Source organism: Rhizobium sp. ERR 1071 (genome assembly GCF_007828675.1).
Lineage (GTDB): Bacteria > Pseudomonadota > Alphaproteobacteria > Rhizobiales > Rhizobiaceae > Rhizobium > Rhizobium dioscoreae.
This window is the reverse complement of record NZ_VITM01000002.1, coordinates 211,598-224,921: the sequence shown is the minus strand read 5'-3', so window position 1 is coordinate 224,921 and position 13,324 is coordinate 211,598. Positions and strand designations below refer to the sequence as shown.

Annotated in this window: 16 protein-coding genes and 1 pseudogene; 3 read left to right on the top strand and 14 right to left on the bottom strand. The window is 60.0% G+C overall.

The annotated features are described in order from the left end of the window. Positions 1-5 precede the first annotated feature (5 nt). The 6 genes from FBZ99_RS06385 to ruvC all read right to left on the bottom strand — a co-directional run bounded on the left by FBZ99_RS06385 (position 6) and on the right by ruvC (position 3,970). Positions 6-908, bottom strand: a complete 903-nt coding sequence (locus FBZ99_RS06385) for a metallophosphoesterase (protein WP_145632011.1) — start codon at positions 906-908, stop codon at positions 6-8. Beyond that, positions 909-1,949 carry a Holliday junction branch migration DNA helicase RuvB gene (ruvB, locus tag FBZ99_RS06380; protein WP_113250509.1) on the bottom strand — a complete coding sequence of 347 codons (1,041 nt, stop codon included), beginning with the start codon at positions 1,947-1,949 and terminating at the stop codon, positions 909-911. A 153-nt stretch (positions 1,950-2,102) separates the two neighbouring features. Then, complete coding sequence (ruvA, locus tag FBZ99_RS06375) at positions 2,103-2,717, bottom strand: Holliday junction branch migration protein RuvA (protein ID WP_113330350.1); 615 nt, start codon at positions 2,715-2,717, stop codon at positions 2,103-2,105. A gap of 12 nt (positions 2,718-2,729) precedes the next feature. After that, complete coding sequence (locus tag FBZ99_RS06370; protein ID WP_145632007.1) at positions 2,730-3,143, bottom strand: type II toxin-antitoxin system VapC family toxin; 414 nt, start codon at positions 3,141-3,143, stop codon at positions 2,730-2,732. Positions 3,144-3,145: 2 nt separating this feature from the next. Further along, on the bottom strand, positions 3,146-3,397 hold the full coding sequence (locus FBZ99_RS06365; protein ID WP_069611835.1) for an AbrB/MazE/SpoVT family DNA-binding domain-containing protein: 252 nt from the start codon (positions 3,395-3,397) through the stop codon (positions 3,146-3,148). 60 nt (positions 3,398-3,457) lie between these two features. Then, on the bottom strand, positions 3,458-3,970 hold the full coding sequence (gene ruvC / locus FBZ99_RS06360) for a crossover junction endodeoxyribonuclease RuvC (RefSeq protein ID WP_015340996.1): 513 nt from the start codon (positions 3,968-3,970) through the stop codon (positions 3,458-3,460). Positions 3,971-4,162: 192 nt separating this feature from the next. Here ruvC and FBZ99_RS06355 point away from each other — a divergent pair, with 192 nt between their 5' ends. After that, positions 4,163-5,161 carry an LLM class flavin-dependent oxidoreductase gene (locus FBZ99_RS06355; protein ID WP_145632005.1) on the top strand — a complete coding sequence of 333 codons (999 nt, stop codon included), beginning with the start codon at positions 4,163-4,165 and terminating at the stop codon, positions 5,159-5,161. Between the two features lie 63 nt (positions 5,162-5,224). Here FBZ99_RS06355 and FBZ99_RS06350 read toward each other — a convergent pair whose 3' ends face one another. The 3 genes from FBZ99_RS06350 to FBZ99_RS06340 all read right to left on the bottom strand — a co-directional run bounded on the left by FBZ99_RS06350 (position 5,225) and on the right by FBZ99_RS06340 (position 7,231). Then, on the bottom strand, positions 5,225-5,662 hold the full coding sequence (locus FBZ99_RS06350; RefSeq protein ID WP_145632003.1) for a DoxX family protein: 438 nt from the start codon (positions 5,660-5,662) through the stop codon (positions 5,225-5,227). A gap of 107 nt (positions 5,663-5,769) precedes the next feature. Continuing rightward, entirely contained in the window at positions 5,770-6,231 is a 462-nt protein-coding gene (locus FBZ99_RS06345) for a tetratricopeptide repeat protein (protein WP_145632001.1), read from the bottom strand. Positions 6,232-6,256: 25 nt separating this feature from the next. Then, positions 6,257-7,231 (bottom strand): MBL fold metallo-hydrolase, encoded by a 975-nt coding sequence (locus tag FBZ99_RS06340; protein ID WP_145631999.1) that lies wholly within the window; start codon positions 7,229-7,231, stop codon positions 6,257-6,259. A 321-nt stretch (positions 7,232-7,552) separates the two neighbouring features. Between FBZ99_RS06340 and FBZ99_RS06335 the strand changes: the two genes are divergently transcribed. Both FBZ99_RS06335 and FBZ99_RS06330 read left to right on the top strand, forming a co-directional pair. Further along, complete coding sequence (locus tag FBZ99_RS06335; protein WP_246661081.1) at positions 7,553-8,329, top strand: sigma-70 family RNA polymerase sigma factor; 777 nt, start codon at positions 7,553-7,555, stop codon at positions 8,327-8,329. Next, positions 8,326-9,129: an anti-sigma factor family protein gene (locus FBZ99_RS06330; protein WP_145631996.1), complete on the top strand. Its 804-nt coding sequence runs from the start codon at positions 8,326-8,328 to the stop codon at positions 9,127-9,129. The genes FBZ99_RS06335 and FBZ99_RS06330 overlap by 4 nt, the downstream gene beginning before the upstream one ends. A 54-nt stretch (positions 9,130-9,183) precedes the next feature. Here the strand turns inward: FBZ99_RS06330 and FBZ99_RS06325 are convergent, their stop codons facing one another. The 5 genes and pseudogenes from FBZ99_RS06325 to FBZ99_RS06305 all read right to left on the bottom strand — a co-directional run bounded on the left by FBZ99_RS06325 (position 9,184) and on the right by FBZ99_RS06305 (position 13,281). Then, on the bottom strand, positions 9,184-9,930 hold the full coding sequence (locus FBZ99_RS06325) for a YebC/PmpR family DNA-binding transcriptional regulator (protein WP_069611841.1): 747 nt from the start codon (positions 9,928-9,930) through the stop codon (positions 9,184-9,186). A 134-nt stretch (positions 9,931-10,064) separates the two neighbouring features. After that, positions 10,065-10,906: pseudogene (locus tag FBZ99_RS06320) on the bottom strand (MBL fold metallo-hydrolase). Between the two features lie 125 nt (positions 10,907-11,031). Beyond that, on the bottom strand, positions 11,032-11,856 hold the full coding sequence (locus FBZ99_RS06315; protein ID WP_113389149.1) for a TIGR00282 family metallophosphoesterase: 825 nt from the start codon (positions 11,854-11,856) through the stop codon (positions 11,032-11,034). 3 nt (positions 11,857-11,859) lie between these two features. After that, entirely contained in the window at positions 11,860-12,447 is a 588-nt protein-coding gene (locus FBZ99_RS06310; RefSeq protein ID WP_113355153.1) for a 5-formyltetrahydrofolate cyclo-ligase, read from the bottom strand. Positions 12,448-12,552: 105 nt separating this feature from the next. Beyond that, positions 12,553-13,281: an HAD family hydrolase gene (locus tag FBZ99_RS06305; RefSeq protein ID WP_233788673.1), complete on the bottom strand. Its 729-nt coding sequence runs from the start codon at positions 13,279-13,281 to the stop codon at positions 12,553-12,555. Positions 13,282-13,324 lie beyond the last annotated feature (43 nt).

Genomic DNA, 13,324 nt, shown 5'->3' with positions numbered 1-13,324 from the left:
CATCCCTATCCCACGTCGATCACGACGATTTCAGGCGGCACGCCGAAGCGTACCGGCGCGATGGAGCAGCCAAGGCCGCCGGACACGATAATATGGCGCTCCTCCTCGACGATATGGCCATAAACATACCGGTCACCGTAACGCGAGGGCGAATAAGGCGACCAGCCGAAAATCCTCACCTGCCCGCCATGCGTATGCCCCGAGAAAGTGAGCGAGACACGCTGGGGAACGGCAGGAAAGATATCTGGCTCATGGGCGAGAAGGATGACCGGTGCGTCGTCGCCGATCTGCGCCATCGTGCCGCCGAGATCGTCCAGTCCTTTGGTAAGCGGCCTCTTCCAGCGCATGCTGCGGCGCAAGGCCAACTGGTCCTCGACGCCGGCAAGCCAGAAGCCTTGTCCATTCTTCTCCAGGCGCGCCGCGCGATTGGAATAGACTTCGATCCCGACAGCTTCCAATGCCCGATGGCTGAATGTCGGCCCATGACCGGTTCTCTGGGCGGTCGCGTCATGCCACCAGTCGTGATTGCCGATAATGGCGTGGACGCCAAGCGGCGCCTTCAGCTTCGCGAGCTCTGCCGCCCAGATGCGATGATCGACACGGTTGGTAATGAGATCTGTTCCTGACGTGTAATCGCCGAGCAGCAAGATGATGTCGCCACCAAGCTCATTGGCGCGGGCACAGATCGATGCAATGCGCTCGGCATTCATCCACGGCTCGCAGGCATGGAAATCGGCAAGCGCGACGATCCTGAGCTTGAGCCCAGGCGCCCATCCGGGTGGAGTCAGCGCATAACGCGTAACGTTAAGGCGAACGACCGGCTCGTATCCGAGGGCATATCCCCCGAGTGCCATCAATCCGAATATGCTGCCGCCGAAAAGCTTCAGGAAGGCACGACGGCCGAGCATTCAATCTTCCTCCCGGAACAACCCGAACTGCGCGGCCTCCAAATCCTTGGGCGGCTGCATGCCGAGATGTTTCCAGGCAATCGCGGTCAAAACACGGCCGCGCGGTGTACGCTGAATAAAGCCCTGCTGGATCATATAGGGCTCGATAATATCCTCGATGGCATCCCGCGGCTCGGAAAGCCCGGCTGCAATAGTTTCGATACCGACAGGCCCGCCGCCAAAATTGACCGCGATCATATTGAGGTAGCGCTTGTCGAGCTGGTCGAAACCAACATTATCAACGAGAAGCCGGGTCAAGGCCTCGTCGGCAATCTCGCGCGTCACCGCTTCGACCTTGGCGACTTCGGCGAAATCGCGCACGCGACGCAGCAAGCGGCCGGCAATGCGCGGCGTGCCGCGAGCGCGTCTTGCAATCTCGCGCGCGCCCTCGTCGGTCATACCGAGGCCCATCAGCCTGGCACCGCGCCGAACGATCAGCTCCAGCTCCTCCACCGTATAGAAGCTCAACCGCACCGGAATGCCGAAACGGTCACGCAGCGGCGTTGTCAGCAGGCCGAGGCGGGTAGTCGCGGCGACCAGCGTGAACTTGGCGAGATCGATCTTCACCGAACGCGCCGCCGGGCCCTCGCCGATGATCAGATCGAGCTGGAAATCCTCCATCGCCGGATAAAGAATTTCCTCGACAGCCGGATTGAGACGATGGATTTCGTCGATGAAGAGCACGTCCCGCTCTTCTAGATTGGTGAGCAGCGCCGCAAGATCACCCGCCTTGGCGATGACCGGACCGGACGTCGAGCGGAAATTGACGCCGAGTTCCTTTGCCATGATCTGCGCCAGCGTCGTCTTGCCGAGGCCGGGCGGGCCGACGAACAGCACATGGTCCAGCGCCTCACCGCGGCCCTTGGCCGCTTCGATGAAGACCTTCAGATTGGCGCGCGCTTCCGCCTGGCCGGTAAACTCGTCCAGCGATTGCGGCCTGAGCGTCGCATCGATGTCTTCGCCCCGCTTTTCCGGCGATATCAGACGTGCGGCTTCACTCATGTCAGAGGTTCCATTCCCGGTATGCGTTTCGCAGGTCCCGCGCCGAAGGCAGCATTCGTTCTGCCGCACTCAAAATAGTCTTCGACAACAAAGCACCACATGTCGATCTCCCGACGTTGCGACAATAGTCAGGATTGCGGAAGGTGCAAAGCCTCACCGCGACAGTTCCTTCAAGCCGAGCCGGATCAGCTTTGCGCTGTCGGCGCCCTCACCGGCCGTTTTCATCGCCGCGGCAATGGCGTTGGCGGCCTGATCGCGGGAATAGCCGAGATTGGTGAGCGCCGAAACCGCGTCGGCAACGGGTGCTGCGGCAACACCCTCCCCAAGCTCTTGCTTGAGCCCGATATTGGCGGCATCGCCAGCAAAAGCGGGGGCCTTGTTCTTCAGTTCCGTCACGATACGCATCGCAACCTTCGGACCGACACCCGGCGCTCGCGAAACGGCGGCGCGATCCTGCAAGGCGATCGCATTGGCCAGCTCGGCCGGCGTCAGCGTCGACAGCAGCGCCAGCGCCACCTTCGCGCCGACGCCTTGAACCGTCTGCACGATGTTGAACCATTCGCGTTCCAGCGCCGTCATGAAGCCGAAAAGGCGGATCTGGTCTTCACGGACATAGGTCTCGATGAAGAGAATGCAGGCCTCGCCGATGGAACCGAGCTTCGACAGCGTCCGGGCCGAGCAATAGGCGACGTAGCAGACGCCGTGCACGTCCACGAGCACATAGTCCTCGCCGATCTCTTCGATTGTGCCTTTCAGCTTGCCGATCATGGATAATGTCCGTCAGGGATGGGTTTCTGGGGTGATGAGGTCGAGCGAGGGGAAGTAGGAGCGGTAGCCCTTGGGATCTCGCGTCAATATAGAGTAGCCCCGCACTGCAGCGTGTGCTCCGATCAGAAAGTCTGGAAGAATGTGCTCTCTCCCACCGCCAGCCTGACGATAGACCCTAAAAGCCGCCGCTGCGGCGAATGCTGCTGGCCAGGGAAGGCTTTCACGGCGAAATTCGCTTTGCGGCAGCAGCTCATCCACTTGATCCATGCTGCTATAACGCACAGAGAATTCCGCGTAGATAATGGGGTTGATAACCACCGGTCCTCGCTTGAAAGCGGAAAGAACCTGACCACTGGACCAGCCGTGCCAGGCTGAACCAGATATCGCCAGGTCAACCAACACATTTGTGTCGACGATGGTGACCATGCCTACCGGTCACGCGTCATCGACATCAGCGCTTCGGCGTCGATATCCTGATCACCGGTGCCTTCCAGGCGCTTGAGGGTAGCCATGAACCGATCGAGCCGCTGCCGATCCTCGATCTCTCGCTTGCCGTTCTTGGGCGAGACAACCAGCTTTCCATCCTCGATGGAGAATATGACCTCGCTATTGAGCTCTATGCCAGCCAACTGACGCAAGTCGCGGGGGATGGTCACCTGTCCTTTGGATGTCACACGCATTCTTACTCTCCAATTACAGAGTAAGAATTATCATTACCATAGGAACAAGTCAAGAACAAACTATCCTGCCAACGCCGCCTGCCGCAGCCGGCTGGCACCGCGGTTGTGGGCATGACAGACAGCAATGGCGAGCGCATCCGCGGCGTCATTACCCTTGAACTCGACCTTGGGCATCAGGATCTTCAGCATCATGTGGATCTGCTGCTTCTCACCGTGGCCGACGCCGATGACGGCCTTCTTGACCGCATTTGGCGCATATTCCGACACCGGCAGGCCGGCGCGTGCCGGCACCAGCATGACGACGCCACGCGCTTGGCCGAGCTTCAGCGTCGCCACCGCATCCTTGTTGACGAAAGTCTGTTCGACGGCAGCCTCGTCCGGCTTGTAGCTGTGAACGACATCAGCGAGCCCGTCATGAAGCTGGCAAAGGCGGGATGCGAGATCCATATCGCCATCCGAGGTCACGGTCCCCGACGCCACGAAGCGCAGGGAATTGCCAAGCGTATCGATGATACCCCAGCCGGTGCGGCGCAAGCCCGGATCGATGCCGATGATGCGAATCGTATTCTGCATGGGTCAAACCTATCTTTCGGGCCTGACATGTGCCAGCAAAATGTGAACAAAACAAAAACAAGGCACAGATTGCGATTGTCGGAGCCGCGCTGAAAACATCGTGACGAAATTGCGGCGTCAGGGTTTGGAATGAGGAAGTCGCGCTCCTACATGTGCTAGCAACCCTCCCTTCCACCACGCAGGTTTCTTGCCATGGTCCCCTTTTCCATCCTCGATCTTTCGCCCGTTGCCGAAGGCAGCACCATCAGCCAGTCCTTCGAGAGTTCGAAGCGCATGGCGCAGAAGGCGGAAGAACTTGGTTACAATCGATTCTGGCTAGCCGAGCATCACGGCATGCCGGGTGTCGCCAGCGCCGCGACATCGGTCGTCATCGGCCATGTCGGCGCGGCAACCTCGCGCATCCGCATCGGTTCGGGCGGCGTCATGCTGCCGAACCATTCGCCGCTCGTCATTGCCGAACAGTTCGGCACGCTGGAAGCATTGTTCCCCGGTCGCGTCGATCTCGGCCTTGGGCGCGCACCGGGCACCGACATGCGCACCGCGCAAGCCCTTCGGCGGAATATCGAGGCCGGTGCGCAGAGCTTCCCTCAGGATATCGTCGAACTACAGCATCTCTTCAGCCCAGCCGACGACAACCAGATCATCCTCGCCGTTCCCGGCCATGGCGCCAACATCCCTATCTGGCTGCTCGGGTCCAGCCTCTACAGCGCCCATCTCGCCGCCATGCTCGGTCTCCCCTACGCCTTCGCCTCGCATTTTGCACCGGAAGCCCTGATGGACGCCATCGCCATCTATCGCGAGCGCTTCACGCCTTCGGCCACATTGGACAAGCCCTATGTCATGGTCGGCGCGATGGGTGCTGTGGCGGATACGGATGACGAGGCGCAATATCACTTCACCTCCGCACAGCAGCAATTCGTCAATCTCCGCCGCAACGTGCGTGGCCCCTTCCCGCACCCACGCAGCGACATGGACGATTTCTGGACGCCGATGGAAAAACTGAATGTGGAAAATACGCTGCGCTATGCCGTCGTCGGTTCGCCGGCGACAGCGGAGGCGAAGCTTTCACAGTTCATCAAGGACACGGAAGCCGATGAAGTCATCATTTCGATGCCGATCCATGACATCGAGGCGCGCTTGAAGTCGGTAGAGCTGTTCGCATCGCTTCCCAGCTTTAAGAAGGTCTCCTGACTTTCAGGCAGACTACGCGGTGAGCCGATCTCATATACGCGGCTCACCGGGTGCTCGATATGCTCAGGCCACCAGCCTCGTCTTCCAATGACGCCGGATGAGCATGTCGAGCGACAGCTTGCCGGCGCCGGCGACGATCAGAGCAAACATACCGCCCGCGATCGCCAGATCCTTTTCGAAATGCAGCAATTCGTTGTGGCTGGCGAAGTTCGTGTGAAAGAGCAGCGCCGTCAACAAGCAGAACAGGCCCAAACCGAATGCCGCCAGGCGGGTCATCAACCCGAACGCAATGGCAAAGCCGGCGCTAAGTTGCAGCACGATGGTTGCAATCGCGACGGGAGCGGTGACGCCAAGCTTGGCCATAGCCTCCAACGCAACGTCAAAATTGCTGGCAAGTTCGATACCCTCTTCCAGAAAGAGCAGCGATAAGAGGATGCGGCCGAACAGCAGCGCCATATCGGCGAAGTTGACCAGAATGGCATCCTCCTCTTCGAATTCCATGACCTTTCTCCTTCCCGTGATAAGTTCACCGAAGCTCCGATCATCCCCGGCAGCACCTCCAAGACATGGTCAAAGGGAAATGCCGCCGGAACGATGGAGATCGGGCCTCAGTTGCTGGCCTTGGCTGATATCGCCTTGGTCAGATCCTCAAGCTCCTCGCATCCATTAGGGCAAAGCTTGGTCAGCGTTGCCAGCTGCTCGCGGGCCTTGGGCATGTCGCCGGTCTCGACATAGAGTTCGCCGAGATATTCGTGCGCGCCCTTGTGATCAGGCTGTAATTCGAGAGCCTTGGTGTAGTAGGTGAGCGACGTCTTGAAGTCGCCGGTCTTGCGCAGGGTGAAGCCCATCAGATTGTAGACATCAGCCTGCTGGTGCTCTTCGGCGATATCGCGAAGCTCGGCAAGCGCGCCGGCATAGTCCTTCGCGTCGATCTTGGCACGCACGGAGGTCAGGTCCGGTGCATCGGTCGATTCCATATTATCGACGGCAAAGGCAACGCTTGCCGTTGCGGCCGGAAGAATGGCAACGGCACACAGGCCGGCGATCCCGAAAATGGCATGTCTGAACATGGTAGTTGCTCCTCTTTCTGGCCGCTCAGGCCTGGATGGTGGGGGTGAAGCCGTACGCATTGCCGTCCTTGACGAAGGTGCCGGAGCCCGGGAATGGGAAGTGCGAGCCGCAAATCCTGATCTTGTCGGCAATGACGCGGTCGATCAGCCTGCGGCGGGTGGCGACGGCCATCGGGCCGTCCTGGTCGTAGGCGCCTTCCCATTCCGGATGAGGTGCAAGCAGCGCCGGCACATACATGATGTCGGCTGAGACCATCAGCTGTTCGCTGCCGCCATCGATGAGGAAGACCGAATGGCCGGGTGTGTGACCATAGGCGGCGAGCATATGCACGCCCGGCACCACTTCGGCATTGTCGTCGACCAGCTTCCAGTTCTTCCATGTCGGAAAGAAGGAGGCGATGCGCCGGCCGGCTTCCTTGCGGCCCTCCGCCAGCTTGTCGACACGGCCGGGATCGGTCCACCAGTTGTATTCGGCCGCGTTGACGATCAGCTCGGCATTCGGGAAGACGGCCGCATTCGTTCCCTTTTCCATTAGGCCCCAGACGTGATCCGGATGGAAATGCGAGATCATGATCGTATCGATCTTCTTGTAGTCGATGCCGGCGGCAGCCATGTTGGCCGGCAGATGCGTGGCATTGGTTTGCCACTGTCCGACACCGGAGCCGGCATCCATCATGATCTTGCGGCCACCGATATCGAGAACGACGACGGTCAGCGGAATGGGCATGAACTCTGTAGTGAGACCGGCCTTGGAAAGCGCTTCCTTGGTGTCTTCGACGGAGGCGTTCTTGATGAAGGCCGGATCGTGCGGCTTGCGCCAGATGCCGTCATAGATGGCCGTGACCTCGATCGAACCGACCTTGTATTTGTAGAAGCCGACCGTCGGCTCCAGCGGCGTGGCGGCAAAGGCTTGCGGTATGAATTCGAGCTTCGACGACAGCCCGAAGACTGCCGCAGCTGCAGCCGTGCCGAGCACGGCGCGGCGGGTCATATCAAACATCGCAATATCTCCTCAGGGTTATGGCTTTCGGGCCAGGCGGAGGTCGCAAGCAATTGCGGCCGTCCACTGAGGAAGAAGATCGATGGTGATGAGCGCTTATTCCCCCTCGACCGAAGATTTCTTGCAAGCCATTGAAATCCATTCGATTATTTTAGCGATGGGAGATTGACGGATGGGACGGCGGACATTCCGCATTCCTTGGCTTCGACTTTTTTCATCCGACCGGGAATAAAATCCGCGCAAGCGCGATCTAGCCTCTTAGGCAACATTGCAAGCGCCTCATCCGAAGCTTACAGTCGGCATCGGCGTTTTGCGGGGATCATGATGACAGACGCCCGACTTGTGAGTTCGATAACGCTCGGCGGCCAGCTCCACCCATGGACATGGCACTCGCCGCAAAACACCGCGATCAGCAGGTTTGCGCGATTTCTGGCTCGCCTGCGTCGTTTCATTGCCGAGGCGAAGCCCAGCAATCACGCCGTCCAGATGGCGGTCGCTCAATCCACTGCCAGCGCGGCGCCATTGAAACGTGTGATCGTCTCGCCTGACGAGAGCATGCGCCGTTTCCAGCAAACGATCATCCCGCATCTCGACGCCGCCTATAACTTTGCGCGTTTCCTGAGCCGCGACGCCGATGCCGCGCAGGATATCGTGCAGGAGGCATATCTGCGCGCCTATCGCGGCTTTGGCGGCTTTCGCGATGGCGATGCCCGCGCCTGGACCTTCACCATCGTCCGCAACTGCTATCACGCCTGGCTGCAGGAGGGGCGGCGCAAGAGCCGCTATGAGCAGCCGATGACGGACGAACGGGATTCGGATGAGGGCTTGTCCTCTCCTGATCCTGCCTCCGAAGAGGACACGCCCGAGGCCGCCTTCATCCGCAAGTCGGAAACGCAGCGGGTGCGCGAGGTCATCAACCGGTTGCCTGATGCCATGCGCGAGGTTCTGGTTCTGCGCGAACTCGAAGATCTCTCCTACAAGGAAATCGCCGAGATCATCGACGCACCGATCGGCACCGTCATGTCGCGCCTTGCCCGCGCCCGCCACGATTTCGGCGAGGTCTGGCGCAGCCTCGAAGGACCGGAGGCGGCACGATGAGCGGCGGAGACCACAATGATCACGGCGAATGGAACGATCTCCTGCACGGCTTCATCGACGGCGAACTGGACGCAGCCAATGCCGCCCGCTTCGAGGCGCATCTGGCGACTTGCCGGGACTGCGCCGGCGAGATGGAGAATGCCCTGATGGTCAAGCGTCTTTCCGCACGCGAGGGTGTGAAATGGCAAGCGCCTGATACCATCCATGCCCGCGTGCAGGCGGCACTCACGCTGGAGCAATCCATGATGAGGCGTGCAACCGGAGCCCCGAGCCAAACGGAGAGCCCATGGCAGCGCGTTTGGCGATTGGTTCGCGAATGGAGCTTCGTGCCCTCGCTTGCCGTTCTCGCCGCCAGCCTCATGCTGTTACTGAACCTTCCGCAGCAGAGCCAGACGATCGAAGATCAGCTTCTCGCAAGCCATGTGCGCTCGATGCTCGCGGATCACCTGACCGACGTGCTGACCTCGGACCAGCACACGGTCAAACCATGGTTCAACGGCAAAATCGATTTCTCCCCGCCCGTGGTCGATCTCGCCACACAGGGCTTCCCTCTCGTCGGCGGCCGGGTGGATTACCTCGATGGTCGCGTGGTGCCGGCGCTGATCTATCGCCGGCACGGCCATGTCATCAATCTCTTCATCTGGCCGGGTGCTGCGGGAGCCAAAACCAATGCCGAGAAGGAGGGCTATAATTTCGTCGAATGGCATGCGGATGGACTGGTCTTCTGGGCCGTCTCCGATGTCGCCGCACCGGATCTCTCCACCTTCCGCGACGATTTTATTCGCGCGACAGCCCCATAACGCAAAAAGCCGGCCGCATCGCTGCAGCCGGCTTTCTTGAATAACTACAAAGGATCAGGCCGAGAGCTTGGCCAGAACTTCGTCCGAAACTTCGAAATTCGAATAGACGTTCTGGACGTCATCATCGTCTTCCAGGTTTTCGATGAGCTTCATCAGCGACTGGGCCTTTTCTTCGTCGACCGGCACGTTGTTCTGCGCGCGCCAGATCGCCTTGACGGTTTCGGCTTCGCCGAGTGTCGCTTCGAGCGCCTTGGCAACTTCGCCGAGGGATTCGAAGGCGCAGATGATCACATGGCCTTCTTCGTCGCTTTCGACGTCATCGGCACCGGCCTCGATCGCCGCTTCCATGACCTTGTCGGCATCGCCGGCGGAAGGCTTGTAGGTGATTTCGCCGACGTGATCGAAGGAGAAAGACACCGAACCGGTTTCGCCCAGCGCACCGCCGGCCTTGGTGAAGATCGAGCGGACGTTGGACGCCGTGCGGTTGCGGTTGTCAGTCAGCGCTTCGACGATGATCGCCGTGCCGCCCGGACCATAGCCCTCGTAACGGATCGCATCGTAATTCTCGGTGTCGGCACCGGAAGCCTTCTTGATGGCACGATCGATGTTGTCCTTCGGCATCGACTGCGCCTTGGCGTTCTGGATCGCCAGACGCAGGCTCGCGTTCATGGCCGGATCGGGCAGACCCGTCTTGGCAGCGACCGTGATTTCGCGCGCCAGCTTCGAGAACATTTTCGAGCGCACCGCGTCCTGACGGCCCTTGCGGTGCATGATGTTTTTAAACTGTGAATGGCCAGCCATGGCACCCCTGTTCACGTCTTTTGTTGGGAATGGCCGCCTTATAAGAGCGAAGCGGCCTTCATTCAAGTGAAAAGCCGGATAATGGGGATGGAGAGCGGTCGCGATCGAGAAGATCTCAAAAGTGATCGCGATGGTCAAAGCCCCTTGAGCACATAGATCAGCGGCTTGTGCGGCAAGCTCTTCACCGAGACCGTGACGCTCGGGGTCGGAGCATAGGCGACGTCGAAGTCGGGACCGAACAGGGCGAGAAACTGATCAACCGGTGGACCCCAGCGATGCATGGGCAGGATCAGCGAGGAACGCAGCCTTTTCACCACGCGGCTCATGCTGTCGGCCCCATGGTCAGGCCGCCATCGACCGGCACCATCACCACGTCGAGCCGACCGATCTCCGCATATTGCTGGTCGGTGAGTTCGAAATGCAGATGCCCGAGATGGCCGATACAGAGACCAGCCACCTCGAAGATGAAGATCGAATTGCCATTGGCTTCGATGTCGCCGCCCCAGGAGCGAATGTCGGTGACGACATTGCGGATCAATGTATCGCCAACGGTCATGCGGATCTTTGCCGGCTCCCCCGGCGTGTCGCTCCAGCCGTGCAGCACATATTTGATCGCCGGGTCCGGCGTCAGCGTGTAGTGGCTCGGATGCGCCTTGTTCATCGTCACGACCTCAGGCGTATAAGGCGGCGGATAGGCGCCGCTATAATCCGTGGCGATAGAAACGCCGCCTGGCGTTTCGATGAAGAGCGTGGCATGGCCAAGGAAGGTGATCTTCACGTCGCCATTAACGGGATCATCGGCGAGCGTCGGACCGGGAGAAGAAAAGCTGGCGAAAGTTGCTCTCGGAAGAGATTGCGCGATCGCCTGGCATTGGCTGGGTTGCGGACGAGAAGGCTTTTGCTGGGCGTCAGCCGCGCTCCAGTAAAAAATCAGCGCCAGGAAAAACGCGGCAAAGACAGGAAATCGCTGTAACATGCCATCCCCTCAAGCCAGATAATGGCCGAAGGATGCGGCACGATCGGAAACGGGTCCAGCGGCAATCAGACAGGATTGCTCACAATCGCGTCATCATATGGCGATGCTGAATTACCGTGCAGCAATCAGCGCCAGAAGTCCGGAATGGTTTCCGCGAGGCGCGGTCCAAGCCGCAGCGGCGCGATCTTTTCGGCCAGCCCGGTCGTGTCGGAGATCTCGACACCGACGCCGCAGATGGTGGCAGGCCCGGAAGCCGCTTCGAAACGCCCCTTCGGCATCTTGGAGATGAAGCGATTGAGCGGCTCTTCCTTCTCCATGCCGAGGGAAGAATCGTAATCGCCGCACATGCCGGCATCCGACATATAGGCGGTGCCGCCGTTCAGGATCTGCGCGTCCGCAGTCGGCACATGCGTATGTGTGCCGACGACGAAGCTCGCACGGCCATCGACGAAGTGGCCGAAACACTGCTTTTCGCTCGTCGCCTCCGCATGGAAATCGAAGACGATGGCATCGGCCTGTTCCTTCAGCGGACAGGCATCGAGAATGGCCTCGGCCGACTTGAAGGGATCGTCCAGCTCCGGATGCATGAAGACGCGACCCATGATGTTCGCGACAAGAACGCGAGCGCCGTTGCGCGCATAATAGAGGCCGGAGCCGCGGCCGGGCGTGCCGGCCGGATAGTTGGCGGGGCGCAGGAACTGGTCGTGGCGCTCGCAGAAAACGACAGCTTCCTTCTGGTCCCAGACATGGTTGCCGGTCGTCACGACATCGGCGCCGGCATTGATCGTTTCCAGGAAGATATCCTCGGTGATACCGAAGCCGCCGGCGGCGTTTTCGCCATTGACGATGACGAAATCGAGCTTCAGGTCGGATACGAGGCCCGGCAGGCGTTCCCACACCGCGGTCCGTCCCGTCTTGCCGACCATATCTCCCAGAAAAAGCAGCCGCATTCGCTATCCAATCACTTCCGAAACGAAATTGAGCCCGCTCTCGGTCAAAATCGCGTCAAGACGGACGTCATGCGGCTCAGCCGGCACTGATGGCACTTCTTGGCAATCGAATGCAATGCCGATCAGCCGCGGATTCAGGCCTTTTTGATGCAAACGCTCGATTGCGCGGTCGTAGTGACCCGCTCCGTAGCCGATACGATGACCGGTCCTGTCGAAAGCGGAAAGCGGCACCAGCATGACATCGGGGTCCAGCTCAGCCGCTTCAGGCCCCGGTCCAAAAGTTCCGAATCCGACCGGAACCAAGGGCGCGCCTGCAACAAGCTCGCGAAAGACGATGGTGTTGCGATCAAGAATGACAGGTACGCAAAGCCGCGCGCCGCGCTCCCGCAACCGCGCCATCAACGGCCTTATATCCACTTCGGAACGTATCGGCAGGAAACCGGAGATGATCTCCCCCGGCCCGACATCGATTGCCTGGCCACCATGCGTCGCCATCGCGAGGGCTTTTTCGATACGATCTTCCGCTGGAATAGCGTCTCGCGCCGCCAGGCGCTCGCTGCGATATTGGGCTTTCAGCTCTTTGAGGCTCATCGGATCTTCGCAAATATCTATGATATCACGAAAACATAATGAGCCGGCCGCCCGTTGCAAAGCGCGAAAGCGACATCCAGCCGTCGCAGAAGGAAGTCCGCTCTTTCAATCCTTGCGGATGATCGACAATTTTCCGTCGCCATCCACATGCACGCGGACATTTTCGTAATTTCGCAGCATCGTGTGATCGGTTTCGATCGGATGCGAATGCGTCGCCGTGATGACCACCACGTCGGCACCGGCCGCTTCGCCAGCCTTGACACCGGCCAAGACGTCTTCAAACACCAGGCATTCCGAAGGGCTGAGGCCAAGGCGCTGGGCGCCAAGAATATAGCCCTGCGGATCAGGCTTGCCGACCTTCACGTCTTCGGCGGTGACCATGAAGCGTGGAACCGGGATCCCGGCCGCGTCCAGCCGCGCCAGCGCCAGCCGATAGGGCGACGAGGTAACGATTGCCCAGCGCTCCGGCGGCAGCGATGCAAGAAAATCGACGGCGCCTGGCAGTGCGATCACGCCCTCGACATCGGCAATCTCGGCTTCGGTGATCTTCAGCGCTTCTGCGACCGGATCGACACCAGGCAGGTTCAACTGGCCGATCGTATCGACACCGCGCTTGCCATGCATTGTCGGCATGAACTTCTCGACATCAAGACCCTGAGCGCGAGCCCAGTTGCCCCAGACGCGCTCGGCGGCAGCAATCGAATTGATGATCGTGCCGTCCATGTCGAACAGGAAGCCGGAAAAGGTCTTGGTGAAGGCAGAATTCGTTGCGGCGGACAAGGGCGGACCTTTCTGGATGAGACGGTGAGCACCTGCGGCAAACGCGGCGCTCATGATATGCCCTTCTCGACTAACGGCAGCCGTGGAAAGAAGCAAA

Coding starts and splice junctions, on each gene's coding strand:
- FBZ99_RS06385 (WP_145632011.1), bottom strand. CDS start 908: ATGCTCGGCCGTCGTGCCTTCCTGAAGCTTTTCGGCGGCAGCATATTC.
- ruvB (WP_113250509.1), bottom strand. CDS start 1,949: ATGAGTGAAGCCGCACGTCTGATATCGCCGGAAAAGCGGGGCGAAGAC.
- ruvA (WP_113330350.1), bottom strand. CDS start 2,717: ATGATCGGCAAGCTGAAAGGCACAATCGAAGAGATCGGCGAGGACTAT.
- FBZ99_RS06370 (WP_145632007.1), bottom strand. CDS start 3,143: ATGGTCACCATCGTCGACACAAATGTGTTGGTTGACCTGGCGATATCT.
- FBZ99_RS06365 (WP_069611835.1), bottom strand. CDS start 3,397: ATGCGTGTGACATCCAAAGGACAGGTGACCATCCCCCGCGACTTGCGT.
- ruvC (WP_015340996.1), bottom strand. CDS start 3,970: ATGCAGAATACGATTCGCATCATCGGCATCGATCCGGGCTTGCGCCGC.
- FBZ99_RS06355 (WP_145632005.1), top strand. CDS start 4,163: ATGGTCCCCTTTTCCATCCTCGATCTTTCGCCCGTTGCCGAAGGCAGC.
- FBZ99_RS06350 (WP_145632003.1), bottom strand. CDS start 5,662: ATGGAATTCGAAGAGGAGGATGCCATTCTGGTCAACTTCGCCGATATG.
- FBZ99_RS06345 (WP_145632001.1), bottom strand. CDS start 6,231: ATGTTCAGACATGCCATTTTCGGGATCGCCGGCCTGTGTGCCGTTGCC.
- FBZ99_RS06340 (WP_145631999.1), bottom strand. CDS start 7,231: ATGTTTGATATGACCCGCCGCGCCGTGCTCGGCACGGCTGCAGCTGCG.
- FBZ99_RS06335 (WP_246661081.1), top strand. CDS start 7,553: ATGATGACAGACGCCCGACTTGTGAGTTCGATAACGCTCGGCGGCCAG.
- FBZ99_RS06330 (WP_145631996.1), top strand. CDS start 8,326: ATGAGCGGCGGAGACCACAATGATCACGGCGAATGGAACGATCTCCTG.
- FBZ99_RS06325 (WP_069611841.1), bottom strand. CDS start 9,930: ATGGCTGGCCATTCACAGTTTAAAAACATCATGCACCGCAAGGGCCGT.
- FBZ99_RS06315 (WP_113389149.1), bottom strand. CDS start 11,856: ATGCGGCTGCTTTTTCTGGGAGATATGGTCGGCAAGACGGGACGGACC.
- FBZ99_RS06310 (WP_113355153.1), bottom strand. CDS start 12,447: ATGAGCCTCAAAGAGCTGAAAGCCCAATATCGCAGCGAGCGCCTGGCG.
- FBZ99_RS06305 (WP_233788673.1), bottom strand. CDS start 13,281: ATGAGCGCCGCGTTTGCCGCAGGTGCTCACCGTCTCATCCAGAAAGGT.